This is a genomic window from Ramlibacter sp. AN1133 (genome assembly GCF_037890035.1).
GTDB lineage: Bacteria > Pseudomonadota > Gammaproteobacteria > Burkholderiales > Burkholderiaceae_C > Ramlibacter.
On sequence record NZ_JBBKTQ010000008.1, the window covers coordinates 76857 to 98081 of the forward strand.

A 21225-nucleotide genomic window follows, 5' to 3' on the forward strand; every position below is an offset into this window, starting at 1 on the left:
TCAGCGCTCCAGCGGCAAGGCGCTGGTCATCGTCAGGTGCGGGATGCCCGCTTCCTCGAAGGGTGTCCCCTGGGGCTCGAAGCCCAGGCGCGCATAGAAGTCCTTCGCGGTGCGCTGGGCATGCAGCTCGATCGCGCGGTCGCCGCGCCGGGCCGCCTCCAGAGCGAGCGTGCGCAGCACCTGCTCGCCGAAGCCGCCGCCGCGCAGCACCTGGTGCACCGCCATGCGGCCGATCTTCGCCACGCCGCCGGTGGCCGGCAGCAGCCGCCCGGTGGCGATCGCCTGGCCGAGCCGGTTGTAGGCCACCGCGTGCAGCGCCGTCGCATCGGCCTCGTCCCACTCGAGTTCGGCGGGGATGCGCTGCTCCTTGACGAACACCTCGGTGCGGATGCGCCCGGCTTCGGCGCCGAGTTCCGCCCAGGTGCCGGTCTTCACCTGGATCATCGGCTCGCCCGCTTCGTAGCCCGTGAGCATCTCGCGCAGCAGCGCAGGCACCGGCCGCGAGGTCTGCGTGGCGGGATCCGCGAACACGTAGACCAGCTCGCAGGTGATCAGCAGTTCCTCGGCGCGGAAGATCGCGCCCGTGAACAGCATCGAGGAGTTGCCGACGCGGGCGCACTTCAGGCCGACGTCGAGCCGGTCGTCCATGCGGGCCGAGGCGTGGAATTCGACGGTGCCCTTCTTCAGGTAGATGTCGCCCTGCAGCAGCTGCATGGCTTCCTCGTAGGGCATGGCCAGGGCGCGCCAGTAGTCCGCCACCGCCGTGTCGAAGTACATCAGGTAGTGGGCATTGAAGACGATCTTCTGCATGTCCACTTCGGCCCAGCGCACGCGCAGCCGGTGAAAGAATCGGAAATCTTCTCTGTTCATTCTTGCAAGGCGCGTTGGAGGGCGGCCGCCGCGTCGGCCTGGGCCTGCCGGGCCTCGGGCAGCGCGCGGCCCATCTTGATGAATTCGTGGGTGACGCCGCGGTAGATCTCCAGGTCCACGGCCACCCCGGCAGCCCGCAGTTTATCCGCGTAGGCGATCGCGTCGTCCACCAGCGGGTCGCACTCGGCCAGGCCGAACCAGGCCGGCGCGACGCCGTCGACGTCCGGCGTGTTCAGCGGGGCGAAGCGCCAGTCCTCGCGCTGCGCGTCGGCGATGTACTGGCCGAAGAAGTATTCGATGTGGGCCTGCTCCAGGATCAGGCCCTGGTGGTAGCGCTGATGCGAACGCGCCTCCTGGCGCGCGGCGCAGCCGGGATAGAACAGCAGCTGCAGGCGCAGCGGGAGGCCGGCGTCGCGGGCCAGCGTGGCGCAGACGGTGGCCAGCGTGCCGCCCGCGCTGTCGCCGCCGACCGCCAGCCGGAGCGCGTCCAGCCCCAGGGAAGCTGCGCCGGCGGCAAGCCATCGCGTCGCGTCCCAGGCATCGTCGACGGCGATGGGGAATCGGTGCTCGGGCGCAAGGCGGTAGCCCACCGAGACGACGGCGCAGCCGCTGCGGCCGGCGAGGATGCGGCACAGGGTGTCGTGCGAAGCGACGCTGCCGATCGTGAAGCCGCCGCCGTGGAAGTACAGCAGCACCGGCAGCGCCTGCGTGGAAGGCGCGTAGAGCCGCGCCGGCAGCGCGTCGCCGTCGCGCGTCGGGATGCGCAGGTCCTGCACGCGGGCGAGCTCGGGCGGCGACGGCTCCAGCACGTGGGCGCCCTTCTCGTAGGCCGCCCTCGCCTCCTGCGGGGACAGGCGGTACATCGGCACGTGGCGCGAGCGCGCCATGCCCTGCAGCACGGAGCGCATGGCGGGCGTGAGTTCGGGAAACTGCGGAAGGAATGTCACCGGGGGGACGCCTGTCGCGGCGTTACAGTCAGGCTCCCCATCCTAAGCGACGCAGGCAGCCATGGCCCTCATCTACTACGTCACCCAGATCCAGTTCGAGTTCGGCGCGATCCGCCTGCTGAAATCCGAATGCGAGCGCGTGGGCATCACCCGGCCCCTGGTCGTCACCGACGCGGGCGTGCGCGCCGCCGGCGTGCTGCAGCAGGCGCTGGATGCGCTGCAGGGCCTGCCGCACGCGGTGTTCGACGGCACGCCCTCGAATCCCACCGAGGCCGCCGTGCGGGCCGCCGCGGAGATCTACCGGGCGCAGGGCTGCGACGGCCTGGTCGCCGTGGGCGGCGGCTCGGCGATCGACTGCGCCAAGGGCGTCGCCATCGCGGCCACCCACGAGGGTCCGCTGACCCGCTACGCCACCATCGAGGGCGGCTCGCCGCGGATCACCGACAAGGTCGCGCCCCTGATCGCGGTGCCCACCACCAGCGGCACGGGCAGCGAGGTCGCGCGCGGCGCGATCATCATCGTCGACGACCACCGCAAGCTCGGCTTCCATTCCTGGCACCTGGTACCGAAGACGGCGATCTGCGATCCCGAACTCACCATGGGCCTGCCGCCGAAGCTGACGGCCGCCACCGGCATGGACGCGATCGCGCACTGCATGGAGACCTTCATGTCGTCGGCGTTCAACCCCCCGGCCGACGGCATCGCCCTGGACGGCCTGGAGCGCGGCTGGGCGCACATCGAGCGGGCCACCCGCGACGGCAGCGACCGCGAGGCGCGGCTGAACCTCATGAGCGCCTCGATGCAGGGCGCGATGGCCTTCCAGAAGGGACTGGGCTGCGTGCACTCCCTGAGCCACAGCCTGGGCGGGGTCGATCCGCGGCTGCACCACGGTACGCTCAACGCCATGTTCCTGCCGGCGGTGGTGCGCTTCAACGCGCAGTCGCCGGCGGTGCAGAAGGAGCGCCGGCTGGACCGCATGGCGCATGCGATGGGGCTGCGCTCGGGCGGAGACATCCCGGAGGCGATCCGCGACATGAGCGCACGGCTGGAGCTGCCCTCGGGCCTGGCCGCCATGGGCGTGCAGCGGGAGTGGTTCGAGAAGATCATCGACGGCGCGATGGCGGACCACTGCCACAAGACGAATCCGCGCGAGGCGTCGCGGGAGGACTATCGGGAGATGCTCGAAGCGTCGATGTAGGGAGCGGGAGCGGACAGCCGGACGCAGAGGACGCAAAGGGTACGCAGAGGACGCAAAAGAAAACCTTTTAAAGTTTTCTTTGTCTTTTTTGCGTCCTCTGCGTATCTTTCGCGTCCTCTGCGTCCGGCAGTCCGCTTCCTACAAGGCCTCGACCCGCGCAGGATCCGGTTTCTCCAGCCACGCCGCGAATTCGTCGGCCAGCTGGCGGCTCGCGTCCGCGGCCGCAGTCCATGCGCGGATGCGCGCCTGCAGGTCCGTGCCATACCGCGCGAAATCCGTCCGGTCCGGCAGCTTCGCGTTCGGCAGCGAGCGCACCCAGTCGGCATCCGGCGCCAGCACGATCATGCGATCGAGATACGGCGTGGCGCGATGGCGCCATGTCAGGCCCTTGTCCAGCCAGCCCGGCACCACGGCCTTCTGGAAGTGCGGATACAGCACCAGCCCGGGGCCCGGCCCGCAGTCGTACTTCAGGTGCAAGTGGTAGTCCGTGATGCCGCCGTCCCAGTACGCGCCGCGCGGTGCTCCCGGGATGTCGTGCACGGCCTGCAGCACGAAAGGGATCGAGCAGCTCGCCTGCAGCGCGGGCTGGAAGTTGGCTTCGGTCAGCGCCACCTGCCGCGTCGGGAAATCCTCCGTGCCGAAAGGCAGCGGACAGGCCACGCCGTGTTCAGGCGCCGAGAACACCACGCGCTCCAGCCAGGCGCCCATGGCGCGGCGATGCAGCGTGTTGGCGAGGAAGGCGCCGAGATATCCCAGCGGCGTGCCGAGGCGGTGCTCGCGCCGCAGCACGTGCCGCCCGCGCGACGTGACGATGTGCAGCCGCAAGCGCGGATGCTCCAGCACCTCGCGGATGCGCCCGCCGTAGAAGGCCTCCAGGCTCTCGCCGAAGCGCTGCGATACGTGCGCTGCCGTCGGCGTGCGCTGTCCCGGCGGCAAGTCGTAGTGCTGCGCGATGTAGTCGCGCTCCAGCCGCTCGAAGGCCTGCACCGGTTCGCGCAGGCAGGCCGTGGCCATGCGCCACGCGCCTATGGAAGCGCCGACGAGATGGATCGTGTGGTCGGTGGCGGGCAGCCACTGGCCGAACAGGAAGCGGTCCAGCGGCCCGAGGATGAGACCCTTCGGTCCGCCCGCCGCGGCCGGCACCACGCCGATGTCGCGCGCCGCGAGCCCGTGCTGCGCGATGTGAAGGCGCGCCGCCGGCCCGGCGTAGATGCGCAAGGCTTGCATCGCGCGGATTCTAGGAGCCGAAGGCGACCAGCAGCGCCACGCCGGCCGCCAGCAGGTAGCCGCAGGTCCAGGCGGTGACGGCCCACGACGGCCCTTGCCGGCCCGAAGGCGCGACCCGCCCTTCGGCCAGCGCGCGCAAGCCGGCGCTGGAATCGAAGCCGGGCGCGAGCGACCAGCCCCCCTGCCCGTTCGCAACGGTGACGTCCACGTCGACGGCCTGGGACTTTGCCGGCGCCGTGGCCGCGTAGGGGTCCCCCGCCGCCGCAGCCGCAGCCTCGGCCGCGGCCGCAGCCGCAGGCACCGCGTGCGCGCGCACCAGGGTGGCACGGCACTGCGCCAGGTCGCGGGCCATCTCGCCCGCATCCTGGTAGCGCGAGCGCGGGTTCTTCTGCATCGCACGCGTGATCACCAGCTCGATGGACGCCGGCAGGTCCGCCCTGACCTGCGAGGGCGGCACCGGCGCGCCATGCATGATCGCCGCCAGCAGCTGCCCCAGGTTGCCGCCCTGGAAGGCAGCCTGGCCCGTCACCATCTCGTACAGCAGCGAGCCCAGCGAGAAGATGTCGCTGCGCTGGTCCACCATGTGGCCGTTGACCTGCTCCGGCGACATGTACTTGGGCGAGCCGATCATGGTGCCGGTGGCCGTGCGCACGTCGGACGTCTTCATGCGCGCGATGCCGAAGTCCATGATCTTGGCCAGGCCGCCGGGCAGCACCATGATGTTGCCCGGCTTCACGTCGCGATGGACCACGCCGCGTTCGTGCGCGGCGGCCAGCCCCAGCGCCACCTGCCCCGCGATGTCCAGCGCCCCGTCCAGCGGAAGCGGCCCGCCCTCCATCAGCTCGCGCAGCTCCACCCCCTGCAGCCGCTCCATCGCGATGTAGAGCCAGTTGCCCTCGCGGCCGAAGTCGTAGATCGTGATCGTGTTCGGATGGCTCACGCCGCCGGCGGCCTTGGCCTCCTGGCGGAAGCGCGCTTCGAGCTCGCGGCTGTCCTTGGCGTCGTCGGGCAGCAGCAGGGTCTTGATCGCCACCTGCCGCTGCAGCGACTCGTCCTCCGCCAGGTACACCACGCCCATGGCGCCGCGTCCCAGCTCGCGCAGGATGCGGTAGCGGCCCAGGTGGGTGAAAGGCAGCGGGGTGCTCACGACGTTCACCAGAACTTGAAGCGATCGAGCGGCCCCGGCTCGGGCCTGGGCTTCGCCTTGGGCGGCGCGGGACGCCGCGGCGCCGGCGGTGGCGGGAAGACGTGCTTCACGGCCAGTTCCTGCCCGGGCTGCAAGTCCACCTGCAGCCGCAGCGGCCTGGCGCGCGTGTTGCGCACCTCGATCGTGTGCGCGCCCGGCGCAACCGACACGCGCGTGAGCGGCGGGCTGGCGCCCTGCGCCACGCCGTCGATGAACACTTCGCCGGAGGGCCGGATGTCCAGCACGATCACGGCCGGCCGGTGGGCGGCCTCGTAGTGCTGGCGCGCCTCGCGCCCCGCCCAGCCCGCGGCCAGGAGGGCCGCCATGCCGCCGGCCGCCAGCAGCGTGCGGCGCTGGCCGCGCCTGCGCGCGCCCGCCGGATCGTCGCGGAACAGCGCGGCACCGCCGGGCCCGGCGACGTCCGTGATCGGCTCCACGTCGTCGGCGAGATCCGGCGCCTCCTGCCGCAGCGCGTCGCGGAATGCGGCCGAGAGCACGGTGCGCCCGCCGGCGAGTCCGGCGACGACGGCGGCGGTGGTGAGGCCCTCGCCCGCCAGGCGCGGGCCGCCGGGCGCTTGCGCGAGCGCGCGCAGGGGCCCGTGGTGCAGCGCCATCGACACGGCGCCGGCTGGCGTGTGAGCAGCGGCGCGGCGGGCGGCGGCGAGCGCCACCGAGGGCACCACCGGGCCCGCCAGTGCAAAACCTTCCGGCGCCTGCAGCACCACCCGGAGCTTGCGGTCCCAGGCGGCCGCGGCCGCTTCGAGCGCGGCGCGCAAGGCCTGCTCGCCGGCAGGCGGCGCGGCATCGGTGCCGCGCAGCCGCAGGAACAGGATGCAGCCCGCCACGGGCCGGGGCTCCTGCTTCATCGCATCGCCATCGCCGAGCGCATGCGCTGCATTCTGCGCGCCCTCCATGGCGCGGCCGGTCGGAAGGGGGACGCGGGGGGCGGTCGCCTGCACGAGGCTACTTGCGCAGCCCCTGCAGCTTGGCGAAGGCGCCCTGCATGGCGGAGCCGATCGCGGGGTTGCCGCTCGCGCGCTGGCCGCGGGCCGCGCCCTCGAAACGGTTGTCCCGCGGCGCATCCTTGCGGCCCACCGGCGCGCCGAGCTTCATCGTCAGGCTGATGCGCTTGCGCGCGGCGTCCACTTCGAGCACCTTCACCTTGACGATGTCGCCCGTCTTCACCACCTCGCGGGCGTCCTGCACGAACTTGTGCGACAGCTGGCTCACGTGCACCAGGCCGTCCTGGTGCACGCCCAGGTCCACGAAGGCGCCGAAGGCGGCCACGTTGCTGACCGTGCCTTCCAGCTCCATGCCGGGCTGCAGGTCGGCGATGTCGTCCACACCCTCGTTGAAGCGCGCCACCTTGAAGTCCGGGCGCGGGTCGCGGCCCGGCTTCTCCAGCTCGCCCAGGATGTCCTTGACCGTGATCACGCCGAACTTCTCGTTGGCGAACAGCTCGGGCTTGAGCGCCTTGAGCATCTCGGCGCGGCCCATCAGTTCCTGCACCGGCTTTTGCACCGTCGCCAGGATCTTCTCCACCACCGGATAGGTCTCGGGGTGCACGCCGGTCATGTCCAGCGGGTTGTCGCCGCCGCGGATGCGCAGGAAGCCCGCGCTCTGCTCGAAGGTCTTGGGGCCGAGGCCGCTGACCTGCAGCAGCTGCTGGCGGTTGCGGAAGGCGCCGTTCGATTCGCGCCATTGCACGACGGCGCGCGCCACCGAAGGCGACAGGCCCGAGACGCGCGACAGCAGCGGCGCGCTGGCGGTGTTGAGGTCCACGCCGACCTTGTTCACGCAGTCCTCCACGACGGAATCCAGCATGCGCGCCAGCTCGCTCTGGTTCACGTCGTGCTGGTACTGGCCGACGCCGATCGACTTGGGATCGATCTTCACCAGCTCCGCCAGCGGGTCCTGCAGGCGGCGCGCGATGCTGGCCGCACCGCGCAGGCTCACGTCCACGTCGGGCATCTCCCGGGACGCGTACTCGCTGGCCGAATAGACCGAGGCGCCGGCCTCGCTCACCACGATCCGCTGGAGGTCGGCATCGAGCCGTTTGGCCAGGTCCGCGGCCAGCTTGTCGGTCTCGCGGCTGGCGGTGCCGTTGCCGATCGCGACCAGGTTCACGCCGTGCTTGCGGCACAACTGGGCCAGCGTGTGCAGCGAGCCTTCCCAGTCGCGGCGCGGCTCGTGCGGATACACGGTGGCCGTGTCCACCAGCTTGCCGGTGGCGTCGACCACGGCCACCTTCACGCCGGTGCGGATGCCGGGGTCCAGGCCCATCACCACGCGCGGCCCGGCGGGCGCGGCCAGCAGCAGGTCGCGCAAGTTCTCGGCGAACACCTTGATCGCCACCTTCTCGGCCTCCTCGCGCAGGCGCGCGAACAGGTCACGCTCGGTAGAGAGCGACAGCTTCACGCGCCACGTCCAGGCCACGCACTTGCGCAGCAGGTCGTCGCCAGCGCGCCTGGCGTGGCTCCACCCGAGGTGCAGCGCGATCCTGCCCTCGGCGATCGAGGGCTGGCCGGGCTCCGGCTCCACCGGCAGCACCAGCTTCACGTCGAGGATTTCCTGCGCCCGGCCGCGGAACACGGCCAGCGCCCGGTGCGAAGGCACCTTGCCGATCGGCTCGTCGTAGTCGAAGTAGTCGCGGAACTTGGCGACATCGGGGTTGTTCTCGTCCTTGCCGGCAGCCAGCTTCGATTTCAGCAGGCCCTCGGTCCACAGCCACTGGCGCAGCGACTGCACCAGCACCGCGTCCTCGGCCCAGCGTTCCGAAAGGATGTCGCGCACGCCATCAAGCACGGCGGGAACGGTCGTGAAATCCTCCCCGCCTTCGCCCTTTTCCGTCTTCACGAAGGCCAGGGCTTCGGTGGCCGGGTCGCGGGCCGGGTCGGCCCACAGCAGGTCGGCCAGCGGCTCCAGGCCGGCTTCGCGGGCGATCTGGCCCTTGGTGCGGCGCCGCGGCTTGAAGGGCAGGTACAGGTCCTCGAGCTCCTGCTTGGTCGGCGCGGCCTCGAGGGCGGCGCGCAGTTCGGGGGTGAGCTTGCCCTGCTCCTCGATGCTCTTGAGGACGGCCTCCCGGCGGTCCTCCAGCTCGCGCAGGTACGAAAGGCGGGCTTCGAGTTCGCGCAGGTGAATGTCGTCCAGGCCGCCAGTGACTTCCTTTCGGTAGCGGGCGATGAAGGGAACGCTGGCCCCGCCGTCCAGCAGGTCGACGGCGGAGCGGACCTGGCTTTCCTGGACGCGGAGTTCGGCAGCGATCTGCCGGATGATTTTTTGCATCGTGTTACTACTGCGGAGCACCGGAGAGCGCGCGAGTTTGCCACACCCCCCGTACATCGAAATAGGTGTCTGGCTGACAGCTGTGGCGGGGGCACTGCAGAGAAACTTGACAGCAACCCCAAGGAGAACCCATGCGCTCGCGCCTGATCCTGCTCGTGGTGGCGATCCTGCTGGTCGCCGCCTTCGCCGCCCTCAACTGGTCCGAGGTGATGCGCACCTCGCCGCTGCTGTTCGGCCCCGTGGTCGTGGACGCGCCGCTCGGCGCCATCCTGCTGACCCTGCTCGCCCTGGCCGTCATCGCCTTCGTGCTGTCCGCCGGTGCGATCCGCACCAGCGCGCTGCTGGATTCGCGCCATCACTACAAGGAACTCGAGGCCCAGCGCGCCCTCGCCGACAAGGCCGAGGCCTCGCGCTTCACCGAGCTGCGCACCTTTCTCGAGGAGAACCTGCGCGAACTGCGCGAGCGCGACACCCTGCGCACGACCGAGCTGCAGCGCGAACTGCGCGCGCAGACCGAGACGACCAACCGCATGCTGGCCGCGCGCCTGAACGAGGTCGAGCACCGGATGGAGACGCGTTTCGAGCGCGCGGGCTGGGGCAGCGGCCCGGCCGTCGTGCCGCCCGTTACGCGCGGCGAAGCCGTGCAGGCGATCCGCGAAGGCGAGCATGCGACGGCCGACGAAGCGCGCCTGGCGCAGATGCGCGAGGAGGAGCGGCTGCGCGAGGAGCGCATGCGGGCTGCCGAGCGCGAATTGCCGCGCGACGAGCGCCCGGCAGGGGTGGACCGGCCGAACGAGCCTTCGGGCTGGCGGCGCTGGTTCTGAGCGGGCGCAGCCATTCGTTGCGGCAGGCCGGCTGTGAAGCGTTCCGGCGGGCTGCGGTGAAGCGTTCCGGCAGGCTGGCGTGAAGCGTTCCGGCAGGCTGGCGGTGGAGCGTTCCGGCAGGCTGGCGGTGGAGCGTTCCGGCAGGCTGGCGGTGAAGCGTTCCGGCAGGCTGGCGGTGAAGCGTTCCGGTAGGCTGGCGGTGGAGCGAAGCGAAACCCCAGCGCTGTCGGCCACCGCCCCCGTCTCGCTCGCCTGCCGATACCTCCGTCGTCCCCGCGCAGGCGGGGACCCGGGGAGAGCGGCCGCGGCCGCTCCCTGTCTGGCAAGCCCTGGATTCCCGCCTCCGCGGGACTGACCTTCACTTCAGTCGACGTTCACTTCACTCGACGGTCACTTCCGTCGAAAAGGCCCGGCTCCAGCCCCAGCCGCGCCCGCTCGATCTCCAGCATCCGCAGCTTCGTGTCTGCCCCGCCTTCCGCCGAAAAGCCGCCTGACCTGCCGCCTGCCGCGAGCACGCGATGGCAGGGGATCACCGGCGCGAAGGGATTCTTCCCCAGCGCCTGCCCCACGGCCCGCGCCGCGCCCGGCTCGCCGACCCGGCGCGCCACCTCTCCATAGGTCAGGACCTCGCCCGGCGGGATCGCCCGCGTGACCTCGTACACCCGCTGGTGGAACGGCGGCACACCCTCCATGGCCAGCGGCAGGTCCGCGAGATCGTCCTTCGCACCGGCGAGCAGCGCCTGGATCCGTGCGATCGCCGTCCGCACGAACGCAGGCGGCTCGCCCTCCGGGACCTCTTGCCCCACGGAACGCAGCAGCCGCCGCAGCGTGCCGGCGCGCGTGGCCTCCGGCAGCTGCACCGCTGCCAGGGCAGCATCCGTCCACGCGATCCCGCAAGGCCCGATGGCGGTGTCGAACAGGCAGCAGCCCTGCGCGCGCACCATGGCGGACCTCAGGTCGGCGCCGCCGCGCGCAGCACGTAGCCCAGGCGCGGGAAATGCACGTGCACGAGGCCGGCGCGCGCATCCTCGCGGCGCAGGCTGTAGTGCGTGCGCGTGGCCGCGATCAGCTCGCCCTCGGTGGCTTCGTTGCCGAAGGACTCGGGCGTGATCGTCACACGGCTGCCCAGGGCGATGCCGTGGTCGTCCTGGAAGGCGCTGTCCACCAGGAGGTTGGCGCCCGGCGGTTGCGGTTCCATCGCGGCCGCGATGGTCACGGCGTCCTGCGGCGTGAGCTGCGTCATGGGGCCGTGCCCGATCGCCTCCAACCGGTTGGCCCACTCCCCCACCGAAGGGGTCGCGTTCAGGATGTCCGCCAGCAGCGGCACCTGCGTTCGCGTGTACCAGATGCCGTGGTAGGCCGCGAAGTCGGCCACGCAGGGCTCCATCCCGAACAGGAAGTCGTGCTCGTCGGCCATGTTGGCGATGCGGCGCAGGTAGGAGCGGTAGGCCGAGGTGGCGTCGCCGGGGCGCAGCCGCACCATGTTGACGGCCATGGCCTTGCGGTCGTCGGCGAAGGCCCGGGCCGCCTCGGGCGGCGCCTTGGCGAACACGTGCGCCGCGCCCTTGGGCTGCAGGTTGTAGCCCATGGCGGCCCAGAACAGCGTGGAGTCCGCCCACTGCGCGAAGATGCGGCACACGCCCTTGAGGTGCGGCGGGTACAGCGTGGGCTCGGGCCGCACGTGCTCCAGCACGTCGCAGATGAGGGCCGTGTCGCAATAGATGTCCGCCCCCACCTGCAGCACCGGCGTGCGGCGGTAGCCGCCGGTCAGCGCGATCACCTCGGGCTTGGGCATGATCGGCGGGATGTGCACCGACTTCCAGGGCAGCTTCTTGTAGCCCAGGACGAGGCGGATCTTCTCGGAGAAGGGCGAGCTGGGGTAGTGGTGCAGGAGGAGGTCGTTCATGCGGGCTCGTTCTCGTTCAGTGCGGGAGGGCGCGCGCGAGGATCGCGTCGAAATCGGTGCGGGCGGACAGCGTGCCGAAGGCCTGGCCCCAGTCGCCGCCCAGGCGCGAGGCGCAGAAGGCGTCCACCACCGCTGGCGGCGCGGTCTGCGCCAGCAGCGCGCCCTGCACGGCCAGCGCCACTTCCTGCGCCAGCCGGCGCGCCTCCACCTCGGTGGCCATCTGCTCGATGCGCGCGGGCAGCTGCGCGGCGGCGCGGTCCAGCGCCGGATGCGCGCCCTTGGCCGGGGCCAGTTCGTGCGCCAGCGCCGCGGCCGCATCGCCGCCGCGCAGGGCCCGCAGCAGGTCCAGCGCCATGATGTTGCCGGCGCCCTCCCAGATCGAATTGACCGGCATCTCGCGGTAGATGCGCGCCATCACGCCTTCGCCGTTCTCCTCGACGTAGCCGTTGCCGCCCAGGCACTCCATGGCTTCCTGGCCGAAGGCGCTGCCGCGCTTGCAGATCCAGAACTTGGAGATCGGCGTGAGCAGGCGCGCGACCGCGGCCTCGTGCGCGTCGTCGCGCCGGTCGTAGCCGCGCGCCAGGCGCAGCGCCAGCGCGGTCGCCGCCTCGCTTTCCAGCGCCAGGTCGGCCAGCACGTTGCGCATCAGCGGCTGCTCGAGGAGCGGCTTGCCGAAGGCCACCCGCTGCTCCGTGTGGTGCAGGGCCAGGGCGAGCGCCTGCCGCATCAGGCCGCTGGTGCCCAGCGCGCAGTCGAGGCGCGTCATGGTCCCCATCTGCAGGATCATCGGCACGCCGCGGCCCTCTTCGCCCACCAGCCACGCCGCCGCGTCGTGGAATTCCACTTCGGAGCTGGCATTGGCCTTGTTGCCCAGCTTGTCCTTCAGGCGCTGGATGCGCAGCGCGTTGCGGCTGCCGTCCGGCAGCACGCGCGGCAGGAACAGGCAGCTCAGGCCCGCCTCGGTGTTGGCGAGCACCAGGAAGGCATCGCACATCGGCGCGGAGAAGAACCACTTGTGGCCGGTGACGCGGAAACGCCGGCCCCAGTCGTCCGCGCCGTCGGACACCGCGCGGGTGGTGTTGGAGCGCACGTCCGAGCCGCCCTGCTTCTCGGTCATGCCCATGCCCATCGTCACGCCGGTCTTGAGCGTGAACGGCAGCAGGCGCGGGTCGTAGCTGCGGCTGGTGAGCTTGGGCGCCCACTCCTTCGACACGGCGGGATTGCCCCGCAGCGCCGGCGTGACCGCGTAGGTCATCGAGATGGGGCACAGGATCGAAGGCTCGAGCTCGGTGAAGAGCATGAAGCCGGCGGCGCGCAGCACGTGGGGAGCGCCTCCACCGGGTGAAGCCCAGGGTGTCCCGTGCAGCCCCGCCTGCACCGCCGCGGCCATCAGCGCGTGGTAGCTGGGATGGAACTCCACCTCGTCGATGCGGTGGCCGAAGCGGTCGTGCGTGCGCAGCTCGGGAGTGTGCACGTTGGCCAGGCGCGCGTGCGCCTGCATCCCGGCCGAGCCGGCCAGGGCACCGAGCTCGCGCAGCGGCGCGGGATCGAGCCCGGGCGCGTTGAAGCGCAGGGCGTCCTGCAGCGCGCGGTTGGTCTCGAACAGGTTGATGTCCACCAGCGGCTCGGGCTGGTTGAACACTTCGTGCGTGGCGAACTCCGGCATGGCGCCTCCCGTCGCGGACGTGATCGCAGGAGTATCGCGCACCTGCGGGCTGCTGGGCAGTCGAGGGGGCCGGGCGACAGCCAAACAGCCAACAACCGGACGCAGAGGACGCAAAGGGTACGCAGAAGGCGCAAAAGAAAACCTTCCAATTTTCTTTGTCTCTTTTGCGTTCTCTGCGTACCCTTCGCGTCCTCTGCGTCCGGAAGTCCGTCTTCTCTCAGACCAGCTTGACCACCTGCTTGCCGAAGTTGCGGCCCTTGAGCATGCCCAGGAACGCTTCCGGCGCGGATTCGAGGCCCTGCGCCACGCTCTCGCGCGGGCGGAACTTGCCGGTGCCGACCAGCGTGCCCAGCTCCTGCAGCGCCTGGGGCCACAGCTCCATGTGCTCGCTGACGATGAAGCCCTGCACCAGCAGGCGATTGGTCAGGATCAGCTGCGGATACGCCATCGGGATCGGCTTGCCGTCGTAGCCGGCGATCATCCCGCACAGCGCGATGCGGCCGAAGGCATTCATGCGCAGCATCACGGCGTCCATCACCATGCCGCCGACGTTCTCGAAGTAGCCGTCGATGCCACCGGGGCAGGCTTCCTTCAGTGCCCGGGCGAGCGACTGCGCGTCGCCGTGCTGCTTGTAGTCGACGCAGGCGTCGAAGCCCAGTTCCTGCTCGACGTAGCTGCACTTGTCGGGCCCGCCGGCGATGCCCACGGCGCGGCAGCCGCGCTGTTTCGCCAGCACGCCCAGCGCGCTGCCGACCGCGCCGCTGGCGGCGCTGACCACCACCGTCTGGCCCGCCTTGGGCTGGATGATCTGCGTCAGGCCGTACCAGGCCGTCACGCCCGGCATGCCCACCGCGCCGAGGTAATGCGACAGCGGCACGTGCGCGGTGTCCACCTTGCGCAGGCCGCCCTGCTCTCCCGACACCACGGCATATTCCTGCCAGCCGCCCATGCCCACGACCTTGTCGCCGGGCTGGAACTTCGGGCTGCGGCTTTCCACCACCTCGCCCACCGTGCCGCCCTGCATCACCTGGCCCAGCGGCTGGGGCGCGGCATAGCTCTTGGCGTCGTTCATGCGCCCGCGCATGTACGGGTCGAGGCTGAGGTAGTGGTGCCGCACGAGCACCTCGCCCTCCTTCAGCGGCGGGGTCTCGCCGGTCACGAGCTTGAAGTTGTCGGCGCGCGCCTCGCCTTGCGGGCGGCTGTCCAGGAGGAATTGACGGTTCTGGGGCATGGGGGCGTCCTCAGTCGGTGGAGATGGCGTTGGCCGGGGCCGTGGGCGCGTGGCGCCGGACGTACTTGAAGGTGCCGGTGGCATGGGCGCAGGCCCGGCCCTCGGCATCGTAGACCGTTCCCTCGGTGAAGGCCATGGACTTCGTGCGGTGCATCAGCCGGCCCTTGCCCGTCAGCACGCCCTGGCAGGGCTGCATGAAGATGGTCTTCATCTCGATCGTGACCACGCCCGTTTCCAGGTCGAGGCTGCGCGCCGCGGTGGCCATGGTCACGTCCAGCAGCGTCATGATGGCGCCGCCGTGCGTCACCAGGAAGGAGTTCATGTGTTCGTGCTTCGGCGCGAACTGGAGGGTGGATTCGCCCCCTTCCATCTGCAGCAGCTCGAAGCCGAGGTGCTCGACGAAAGGGATCTCGACGCCAAACAGCTTGGGAGTCGGCACTTTGCTCAGCCCCCCGCGATGCACGAGACGCCGCCGTCGACGGCCAGCCACTGCCCGGTGATGTGCTTGCCGGCGTCGGACGCGAACAGCAGGCACACCCCCTTCAGGTCCTCGTCGTCGCCGAAGCGGTGCAGCGGGGCGTTCTTCAGCAGTTCCTCGCCCATGGTGTCCAGCGTGTGCTTCGTCATCTTGCTCGGGAAGAAGCCGGGGCAGATCGCGTTCACGTTGATCCCGTACTTGCCCCATTCGGCCGCCAGCGCCTGGGTGAACGTGATCACGGCGCCCTTGGAGGTGTTGTAGGCGATGGTGCTGTGGCCCTGCGGATTGCCGCCCAGGCCCGCGATGGAGGCCACGTTGACGATGCGGCCCTGCTTGCGCGGGATCATGCTGCGCTTGCCGATCTGCTGCGCGAGCAGGAAGTAGCCACGGATGTTGAGGTTCATCACCTTGTCCCAGGCTTCCACCGGATGGTCCTCGGCCGGCGCGCCCCAGGCGGCACCGGCGTTGTTCACGAGGATGTCGACGTCGCCCATGCGCTCCAGCGTCTGGTCCGCCACGCGGCGGATGTCCTCCTCGCGGGCGCAGTCGGCGGCGATCCAGCGGGCGTCGATGTTGGCGGCCTGCAGGTCCGCGACCGCCTCCTCCAGCTCGCCCTCCTTGCGCGCGGTCAGCATGATGCGGGCGCCGGCCTCGCCCAGTGCGTGGGCCAGCTGCAGGCCCAGGCCGCGCGAGCCGCCGGTCACGAGGGCCGTCTTGCCTTTCAGGTCGAACAGCTGGAAAACGCTGCGTGTCATGGTCGTCCTCGGGTCTTTTGTGGGAGAGGACGAATCATGCCGAAAGTCGCGCGGCCCCGCCTGCCGCGTCAGGGACAGCGCCCCGGATCAACGCCGCGGGCCGAGCAGCACCACGCCGCGCTCCTCGAACAGCCGCGCGCGGCTGTCGTCGTAGGGCGGCAGGCGGTCGACGCGCGTGAGCGCCATGTCATCGGGCAGCGGCTCGCGCTTGGGCGAGACGCGCTGCAGGTACACCGCGAAGCTGGGAAGGTGCACCTGCCACTGCGCCACCGTGCCGGGATGCGAAGCCGCGGCGGCGGCCGCGCGCCGCACCGGCCCCTGCAGGGCCTCGCCGAACCAGGGCAAGGCCGCGCCGGCGATGAACAGGGCCACCACACCGCCCGCGGCGGCCAGGCGCAGCGGCGACGGTGCCTGCGCCGGCCGCCAGGCGAGCAGCAGCCCGAGGGCGATCGCCAGCACGACCAGCGGCGCCACGCCCGGCGCCGGCGCCCCGGAGAGCAGCGCGCGATAGAACGGGTCGTGGATCGCGGGCGCGAACTGCAGCACCAGGAAGGGCAGCGCCGCCACCAGCAGCGCGGTGAAGAGGAGGCCGCCCGCCGCCACCCGGCGCCAGCGCGGCGAGGCGTCGGCCAGCAGGCGGGCCATCAGCAGCACCAGCGGCGCATGGCCGTACAGCACGTAGTGCGGCAGCTTGGTCGACGCGAAGGAGAAGAACAGCACGACGAAGCTGCTCCAACCGAGCAGGTAGCGCCCCAGCGGATCGGCCCAGATGGTGCGCCAGCGGGCCACCACCGCCGCCAGCAGCGGCGTCCACGGCAAGGCGAGCAGCGGCAGCACGACGAGGAAGTACAGGGGCGAGCCCGCATGGCCGCCGATGGTGCCGGTGAAGCGTTCGACGTTGTGCTTGAACAGGAAGCCCTCGACGAAGGCCATGCCGTGCCGGTCGAGCGCATAGGCGTACCAGGGCACGGCCAGGGCCAGCAGCAGGGCCCACCCGGGCAGGTCCGCCAGCGCGCGGCGCAGCGGCGCCCAGCGCCGGCTGGCGGTGCACCACACGAGCACCGCCGCGCCGGGCACCAGGATCGCGATCGGCCCCTTCACGACCAGCCCGAGGCCGACCCAGCCGAAGGTGCGCCGCAGCGGCGCCTTCGCGCCCGATTCCAGGTAGCGCCAGGCATCGAGCGTGGCCAGCACCAGCAGCAGGTTCAGCACGCCGTCGGCGGTGGCGGCGCGGCCGATCATCTGGAAGCCCAGGGTGGTGACCGTCAGCACGCCGGCCAGCAGCCCGGCGCGCTCGCCCCAGCGGCGCGCGGCGAAGCCGGCCAGCGCGAGCGCCATCGCCCAGCAGGCCAGCGCCGAGGGCAGGCGCAGCGCGAATTCATGGAGGCCGAACACCGAGGCCGATGCCGCCTGCAGCCAGTAGATGCCGATCGGCTTGTCGAAGCGGGCCGCGCCATTGAGCGTGGTGTGGCCCCAGTCGCCGCTGGCCAGCATCTCGCGGGTGGCCTCGGAGAACGCGCCTTCGTCGACGTCGAACAGCGGCGTGCCCCCGAGCTGCCACAGCAGCGGCAGGGCGAGCAGCAACGCCCAGGCGATGCGGCGCCAGGCGGGCACCGCGGCCCCGCCCTCCCAGCGGGCCGCGGCCGGCGCGGGTTCAGCCATGCCAGCCGCCCTCCACCGGGGTCTCGCCGGCATCGCCGCCGCGCACGCGATAGGGACGCGCGCGCCCCACGTCGAAGTACACGCGCACCAGCAGTTCGGCTAGCACGCCGGTCGTGAGCAGCTGCACGCCGCCCAGCACGAGGAAGAAACCGAGCGAGAGCATCGGCCGGGTGCCGACGTCGTGGCCCGCGAGCTTGAGTGCGCCCATGTAACCCAGCATCAGGCTGCCGATGAACAGCACCGCCAGCCCGATGCCGCCGAAGAAGTGGCCCGGGCGGCTGCCGAAGCGCAGGAAGAAGTGGATCGCCAGCAGGTCGATCAGCACGCGGAAGGTACGCGAGATGCCGTACTTGGAGGTGCCGGCGCGGCGCGCGTGGTGCCGCACCGGCTCCTCCGCCATGCGCGAGGGGCTGGTCACCGTTGCGAGCCAGGCGGGGATGAAGCGGTGCATCTCGCCGTACAGGCGCACCTGCCGCAGCACGCTGCCGCGGAAGATCTTCAGGCTGCAGCCCAGGTCCTGGAACTTCAGGCCGCTCACCCGCCGGATCAGCCGGTTGGCCAGCCGCGACGGAATCTTGCGCATGAACATGCCGTCCTGGCGCTCGCGCCGCCAACCGGCGACCATGTCCAGGTCCTCGGTGAGCAGGCGCGCCACCATGCGCGGGATGTCGGCCGGGTCGTTCTGCAGGTCGCCGTCGAGCGTCGCCACGACGTCGCCGCGCGAGGCATCGATGCCCGCCTGCATCGCCGCGGTCTGGCGGAAGTTGCGCGCCAGGTGCAGCACGCGGATGTGCGGGCCGGTTTCGCGCGCGCGCCGGTCCAGCGCGCGGCCGGTGCCGTCGGTGCTGCCGTCGTCCACCACGATCAGCTCCCACGGCCAGGGATAGGCGGCCAGCGCGGCCTGCACGGCGTCGATCAGCGCGATGGCGTTCTCGGCCTCGTTGTACATCGGCACGACCACCGAGAGGCGGTGCACCGGCAGCGCGGCGAGGTCGGTGGAGGTGGGTTCGACGACGGTGGGCTCGGCCACTGCCGGCTGGGCCAGGGAAGCGGAATTCATGAAGGCGACTCCTCGCGCACGGTGGGCCCGGGCAGGCGCAGCTGCGCCAGGGCCGCGGAGCCCAGCGCCACGGCCAGGCTGAAAGCATGCACCGCCAGGGCGGCGGCGACGACGGTGCCCACGGCACCAGGGGCCGCACCGGCGGCGAGCCAGACGCCGCCCTCGTAGGTGCCGAGCCCCACGGGCGGCTGCAGGGGCTGGACGCCGGCCAGCTCGCCGCCCAGCGCGGCACGCCAGGCGTCCGCCAGCGGCAGGCCGGCCAGCGCGGCCAGCAGGCTGCCGTTGGCCAGCACCTTGAGCGTCCAGTTGCCGGCGCTCACCGCCAGGCCCTTCCACGGATCGGTGATCGCGCCGACGGCACCCCCGGCCACGCCGGCGCGGGCGGCCAGCCAGCGCCACACGGGCGGCAGCAGGAAGTGCAGCACGGCGGCCGACAGCACGGCGAGCAGCACGCGCTGCCAACCGGGCAGCGGCAGCAGGAGCAGGACGGCGAGCATGCCCAGCACCGCCAGGTCCTGCAGCCGCCAGCGCAGCAGGGCGACGCCCGCCGCGCCCCAGCCGACGCCCCACTGGCGCCGCACGGCCATCAGGTAGGCGGCCTCGCCGGCGCGCAGCGGCAGCATCAGCACCATCGCGTTGTGCGTGAGCACGAGGCGCAGGCACTCCCACCAGCGCACGTGCGCCAGGTGGCGCCAGTCGCGCTGCAGGCGCACCGCCCGCAGGCCGTGCCCCGCCAGCAGGGCCATGCCGGCGGCCAACCAGCCCCACACGGGCACCCGGGCGGCCTGTGCGACCAGCGCGTCGATCTGCGCATGCCGCAGCAGCCAGGCCCAGGCCAGCAGGCACACCAGCACCGTGAGGCCCACGCGCACCCAGTGCAGCGGCCGTGCCGCGGCCGGCTCCGGCGCTGCGACTTCCACGGGCTTCATGTGCGCTCCGCGGGCGTATCGGGCAGGGACGGCAGCGCCCGCGATTCGCGCGTGGCGCGCCAGCGCCACACCGCGCTGGCGCAGGCCACGACGGCGATGGCGATCACGACCGGCTGCCCCGCGGGATAGCCGGTGCGCTCCTTGAGCAGGCCGACGGCGCCGAGCACCTCGACCAGCGCCACCCAGCGCTGCCCCGCGCGCGTGGCGATCCGCCGCGTCAGCGCTGCGTGCAGGCGCTGGCCGACGCCGCCTTCGACGGCGGCCAGGCACAGCGCCACGGCCAGCAGGCCCAGCCCGAAGCCGACCAGGACATCCGAGGGCCAGTGCGCGCCGACCACGACGCGCGAGACGGCGATCGCCGCGGCGGCCGCCAGCAGCAGCACCCGCCACGCCAGCCGGCGACGCGGAATGGCCAGGCACAGCAGGGCCGCCATCGCGGCGGCCGTGACCGAATGGCCGGAGGGCATGGACACGGAGCCGCGGAACGCGTCGCCGATCACGTGCATGTGCGGCGCGAGGCCCGTGCCCGCCGGCCGCGGCACCGCCAGCAGCCACTTGGTGACGTGCGTGAGCAGGCCGCCCACCACGAAGGCCGGGACCAGCAGGGCGGCCAGCCACCCTGGCCCGCGGTCGGCGGCCAGCACCAGGATCAGCGCGCACCAGCCGAGGCCCAGCACCGTCAGCGAGGACCACAGGAGCGTCTCGATCCACGACGGCGCCGCCGCATGCACGCGCAGCAGCCAGGCCGCATCGGTGCCCGTGAGGTGCACGACGATGCCCGCGAGCACGAGGAGGGCCGCGCCGCCGAGCAGCCAGGCCAGGGCGCGACGCGAGGAAACCGGCATCGTGCTCATGGCCGCCCCGGCGCCGCGTGATGGCTCAGGTACCAGTCGGCGAAGCGGCGCAGGCCCTCCCGCAGCGGGGTCGCCGGACAGGGGCCGATCCATTCCTGCAGGCGGCGCGTCTGCGCGCCGGTGGCGAGCACGTCGCCCGGCTGCATGGGCATCAGGCGCCGCTGCGCCTTGCGGCCCAGCGTCGCCTCGAGGGCTTCGATCAGTTCCAGCAGCTGCACCGGGTGGCCGCCGCCGACGTTGAAGATGCGGAAGGGGGCGTCGCTGGTGGCCGGGTCCGGCCGGGTGGGATCGAACGCGGGGTCGGGCGTCGCGGGCTTGTCCAGCAGGCGCACCACGGGCTCCACGACGTCGTCGATGAAGGTGAAGTCGCGCACCATGTGGCCTTCGTTGTACAGGTCCAGCGGCTGGCCTTCGAGGATCGCGCGGGTGAAGCGGAACATCGCCATGTCGGGCCGTCCCCAGGGACCATACACCGTGAAGAAGCGCACGCCGGTAACGGGGAGGCGGAACAGGTGACTGTAGGCATGCGCCATCAGCTCGTTGGCGCGCTTGGTGGCCGCGTAGAGGCTCAGCGGGTGATCGACGCCCTCCTCCTCCACGTACGGCAGCTGCGCGTTGGCGCCGTAGACGCTGGAGCTGCTGGCGTACAGCAGGTGCTCCACCTGCAGGGCGCGGCAGCCTTCGAGCACGTTGACGAAGCCCTGCAGGTTCGAGCCGGCGCTGGCGTGCGGCGCCACCACGGAATGGCGCACGCCGACCTGCGCGGCCAGGTGCACCACGCGCTGCGGCGTGGCGCGGTGAAAGGCCTCCGCGAGCGCGGGGCCGTCGTCGATCGACAGCTGCTGGAAGCGGAACTGCGGGTATGCGCGCAGGCGCGCCAGGCGGGCCAGCTTGAGCGCGGGGTCGTAGTAGTCGTTGAGGTTGTCGATGCCGACGACCTCGTCGCCGCGCGCCAGCAGGCGCAGGGCGACGTGCATGCCGATGAAACCGGCTGCACCGGTGAGCAGGATCTTCATGCGCCCGGGGAAGGAAGAACAAACGGGGAAGGCCCCCGGCGGCGAGGTGCAGGCCGCAAGCCTGCCGTCGGCGCCGGTGTCGCGGACCTACGGCGCCAAAGTATGCAACAGAAACATTGCCCCCGCCTTAA

The 21225-nt window shown here is 71.7% G+C and carries 19 protein-coding genes; 2 read left to right on the forward strand and 17 right to left on the reverse strand.

What is annotated here, in order from left to right; translation table 11 throughout:
* Positions 1-870: a YbgC/FadM family acyl-CoA thioesterase gene (locus WG923_RS13075; RefSeq protein ID WP_340351410.1), complete on the reverse strand. Its 870-nt coding sequence runs from the start codon at positions 868-870 to the stop codon at positions 1-3.
* A complete protein-coding gene (locus WG923_RS13080; protein WP_340351592.1) occupies positions 867-1778 on the reverse strand; it encodes an alpha/beta hydrolase in 912 nt (303 codons plus the stop codon). Before WG923_RS13080 ends, WG923_RS13075 begins: the two co-directional genes overlap by 4 nt.
* A 100-nt stretch (positions 1779-1878) precedes the next feature.
* Here WG923_RS13080 and WG923_RS13085 point away from each other — a divergent pair, with 100 nt between their 5' ends.
* A complete protein-coding gene (locus WG923_RS13085; RefSeq protein WP_340351411.1) occupies positions 1879-3015 on the forward strand; it encodes an iron-containing alcohol dehydrogenase in 1137 nt (378 codons plus the stop codon).
* A 138-nt stretch (positions 3016-3153) separates the two neighbouring features.
* Here WG923_RS13085 and WG923_RS13090 read toward each other — a convergent pair whose 3' ends face one another.
* The 4 genes from WG923_RS13090 to WG923_RS13105 all read right to left on the reverse strand — a co-directional run bounded on the left by WG923_RS13090 (position 3154) and on the right by WG923_RS13105 (position 8713).
* Positions 3154-4242: a patatin-like phospholipase family protein gene (locus WG923_RS13090; RefSeq protein WP_340351412.1), complete on the reverse strand. Its 1089-nt coding sequence runs from the start codon at positions 4240-4242 to the stop codon at positions 3154-3156.
* 10 nt (positions 4243-4252) lie between these two features.
* Positions 4253-5389, reverse strand: coding sequence for a serine/threonine-protein kinase (locus WG923_RS13095; RefSeq protein ID WP_340351413.1), 1137 nt, complete (start codon positions 5387-5389; stop codon positions 4253-4255).
* Between the two features lie 5 nt (positions 5390-5394).
* Positions 5395-6294 carry a hypothetical protein gene (locus WG923_RS13100; RefSeq protein WP_340351414.1) on the reverse strand — a complete coding sequence of 300 codons (900 nt, stop codon included), beginning with the start codon at positions 6292-6294 and terminating at the stop codon, positions 5395-5397.
* Positions 6295-6391: 97 nt separating this feature from the next.
* On the reverse strand, positions 6392-8713 hold the full coding sequence (locus WG923_RS13105; RefSeq protein ID WP_340351415.1) for a Tex family protein: 2322 nt from the start codon (positions 8711-8713) through the stop codon (positions 6392-6394).
* Positions 8714-8844: 131 nt separating this feature from the next.
* On the opposite strand from WG923_RS13105, the gene WG923_RS13110 reads away from it, so the two are divergent.
* Complete coding sequence (locus WG923_RS13110; RefSeq protein WP_340351416.1) at positions 8845-9537, forward strand: hypothetical protein; 693 nt, start codon at positions 8845-8847, stop codon at positions 9535-9537.
* A gap of 374 nt (positions 9538-9911) precedes the next feature.
* Here the strand turns inward: WG923_RS13110 and WG923_RS13115 are convergent, their stop codons facing one another.
* From WG923_RS13115 to WG923_RS13165, 11 genes are all read right to left on the reverse strand, one after another.
* The gene (locus tag WG923_RS13115; RefSeq protein ID WP_340351417.1) at positions 9912-10481 is read right to left on the reverse strand and encodes a methylated-DNA--[protein]-cysteine S-methyltransferase; all 570 of its coding nucleotides are present in this window, start codon (positions 10479-10481) and stop codon (positions 9912-9914) included.
* Between the two features lie 8 nt (positions 10482-10489).
* A complete protein-coding gene (locus tag WG923_RS13120; RefSeq protein WP_340351418.1) occupies positions 10490-11443 on the reverse strand; it encodes a glutathione S-transferase family protein in 954 nt (317 codons plus the stop codon).
* Positions 11444-11459: 16 nt separating this feature from the next.
* Positions 11460-13109, reverse strand: coding sequence for an isovaleryl-CoA dehydrogenase (locus WG923_RS13125; RefSeq protein WP_340351593.1), 1650 nt, complete (start codon positions 13107-13109; stop codon positions 11460-11462).
* Positions 13110-13326: 217 nt separating this feature from the next.
* A complete protein-coding gene (locus WG923_RS13130; RefSeq protein ID WP_340351419.1) occupies positions 13327-14340 on the reverse strand; it encodes an NADP-dependent oxidoreductase in 1014 nt (337 codons plus the stop codon).
* Between the two features lie 10 nt (positions 14341-14350).
* Entirely contained in the window at positions 14351-14779 is a 429-nt protein-coding gene (locus WG923_RS13135; RefSeq protein ID WP_340351420.1) for a PaaI family thioesterase, read from the reverse strand.
* Positions 14780-14784: 5 nt separating this feature from the next.
* Positions 14785-15573: an SDR family oxidoreductase gene (locus WG923_RS13140; protein ID WP_340351421.1), complete on the reverse strand. Its 789-nt coding sequence runs from the start codon at positions 15571-15573 to the stop codon at positions 14785-14787.
* An 87-nt stretch (positions 15574-15660) separates the two neighbouring features.
* Positions 15661-17235 (reverse strand): ArnT family glycosyltransferase, encoded by a 1575-nt coding sequence (locus WG923_RS13145; protein WP_340351422.1) that lies wholly within the window; start codon positions 17233-17235, stop codon positions 15661-15663.
* Entirely contained in the window at positions 17228-18295 is a 1068-nt protein-coding gene (locus WG923_RS13150; protein ID WP_340351423.1) for a glycosyltransferase family 2 protein, read from the reverse strand. Before WG923_RS13150 ends, WG923_RS13145 begins: the two co-directional genes overlap by 8 nt.
* Positions 18292-19224, reverse strand: coding sequence for a hypothetical protein (locus WG923_RS13155; protein WP_340351424.1), 933 nt, complete (start codon positions 19222-19224; stop codon positions 18292-18294). The genes WG923_RS13150 and WG923_RS13155 overlap by 4 nt, the downstream gene beginning before the upstream one ends.
* The gene (locus WG923_RS13160; protein ID WP_340351425.1) at positions 19221-20078 is read right to left on the reverse strand and encodes a phosphatase PAP2 family protein; all 858 of its coding nucleotides are present in this window, start codon (positions 20076-20078) and stop codon (positions 19221-19223) included. Before WG923_RS13160 ends, WG923_RS13155 begins: the two co-directional genes overlap by 4 nt.
* Positions 20075-21094 carry an NAD-dependent epimerase/dehydratase family protein gene (locus WG923_RS13165; protein ID WP_340351426.1) on the reverse strand — a complete coding sequence of 340 codons (1020 nt, stop codon included), beginning with the start codon at positions 21092-21094 and terminating at the stop codon, positions 20075-20077. The genes WG923_RS13160 and WG923_RS13165 overlap by 4 nt, the downstream gene beginning before the upstream one ends.
* Between the last annotated feature and the right edge of the window lie 131 nt (positions 21095-21225).

Excerpts from the sequence above, each read along its gene's own strand:
- WG923_RS13075 (WP_340351410.1), bottom strand. The coding sequence starts at position 870 with ATGAACAGAGAAGATTTCCGATTCTTTCACCGGCTGCGCGTGCGCTGG.
- WG923_RS13080 (WP_340351592.1), bottom strand. The coding sequence starts at position 1,778 with ATGCGCTCCGTGCTGCAGGGCATGGCGCGCTCGCGCCACGTGCCGATG.
- WG923_RS13085 (WP_340351411.1), top strand. The coding sequence starts at position 1,879 with ATGGCCCTCATCTACTACGTCACCCAGATCCAGTTCGAGTTCGGCGCG.
- WG923_RS13090 (WP_340351412.1), bottom strand. The coding sequence starts at position 4,242 with ATGCAAGCCTTGCGCATCTACGCCGGGCCGGCGGCGCGCCTTCACATC.
- WG923_RS13100 (WP_340351414.1), bottom strand. The coding sequence starts at position 6,294 with ATGAAGCAGGAGCCCCGGCCCGTGGCGGGCTGCATCCTGTTCCTGCGG.
- WG923_RS13105 (WP_340351415.1), bottom strand. The coding sequence starts at position 8,713 with ATGCAAAAAATCATCCGGCAGATCGCTGCCGAACTCCGCGTCCAGGAA.
- WG923_RS13110 (WP_340351416.1), top strand. The coding sequence starts at position 8,845 with ATGCGCTCGCGCCTGATCCTGCTCGTGGTGGCGATCCTGCTGGTCGCC.
- WG923_RS13115 (WP_340351417.1), bottom strand. The coding sequence starts at position 10,481 with ATGGTGCGCGCGCAGGGCTGCTGCCTGTTCGACACCGCCATCGGGCCT.
- WG923_RS13120 (WP_340351418.1), bottom strand. The coding sequence starts at position 11,443 with ATGAACGACCTCCTCCTGCACCACTACCCCAGCTCGCCCTTCTCCGAG.
- WG923_RS13125 (WP_340351593.1), bottom strand. The coding sequence starts at position 13,109 with ATGCCGGAGTTCGCCACGCACGAAGTGTTCAACCAGCCCGAGCCGCTG.
- WG923_RS13130 (WP_340351419.1), bottom strand. The coding sequence starts at position 14,340 with ATGCCCCAGAACCGTCAATTCCTCCTGGACAGCCGCCCGCAAGGCGAG.
- WG923_RS13140 (WP_340351421.1), bottom strand. The coding sequence starts at position 15,573 with ATGACACGCAGCGTTTTCCAGCTGTTCGACCTGAAAGGCAAGACGGCC.
- WG923_RS13145 (WP_340351422.1), bottom strand. The coding sequence starts at position 17,235 with ATGGCTGAACCCGCGCCGGCCGCGGCCCGCTGGGAGGGCGGGGCCGCG.
- WG923_RS13150 (WP_340351423.1), bottom strand. The coding sequence starts at position 18,295 with ATGAATTCCGCTTCCCTGGCCCAGCCGGCAGTGGCCGAGCCCACCGTC.
- WG923_RS13155 (WP_340351424.1), bottom strand. The coding sequence starts at position 19,224 with ATGAAGCCCGTGGAAGTCGCAGCGCCGGAGCCGGCCGCGGCACGGCCG.
- WG923_RS13160 (WP_340351425.1), bottom strand. The coding sequence starts at position 20,078 with ATGAGCACGATGCCGGTTTCCTCGCGTCGCGCCCTGGCCTGGCTGCTC.
- WG923_RS13165 (WP_340351426.1), bottom strand. The coding sequence starts at position 21,094 with ATGAAGATCCTGCTCACCGGTGCAGCCGGTTTCATCGGCATGCACGTC.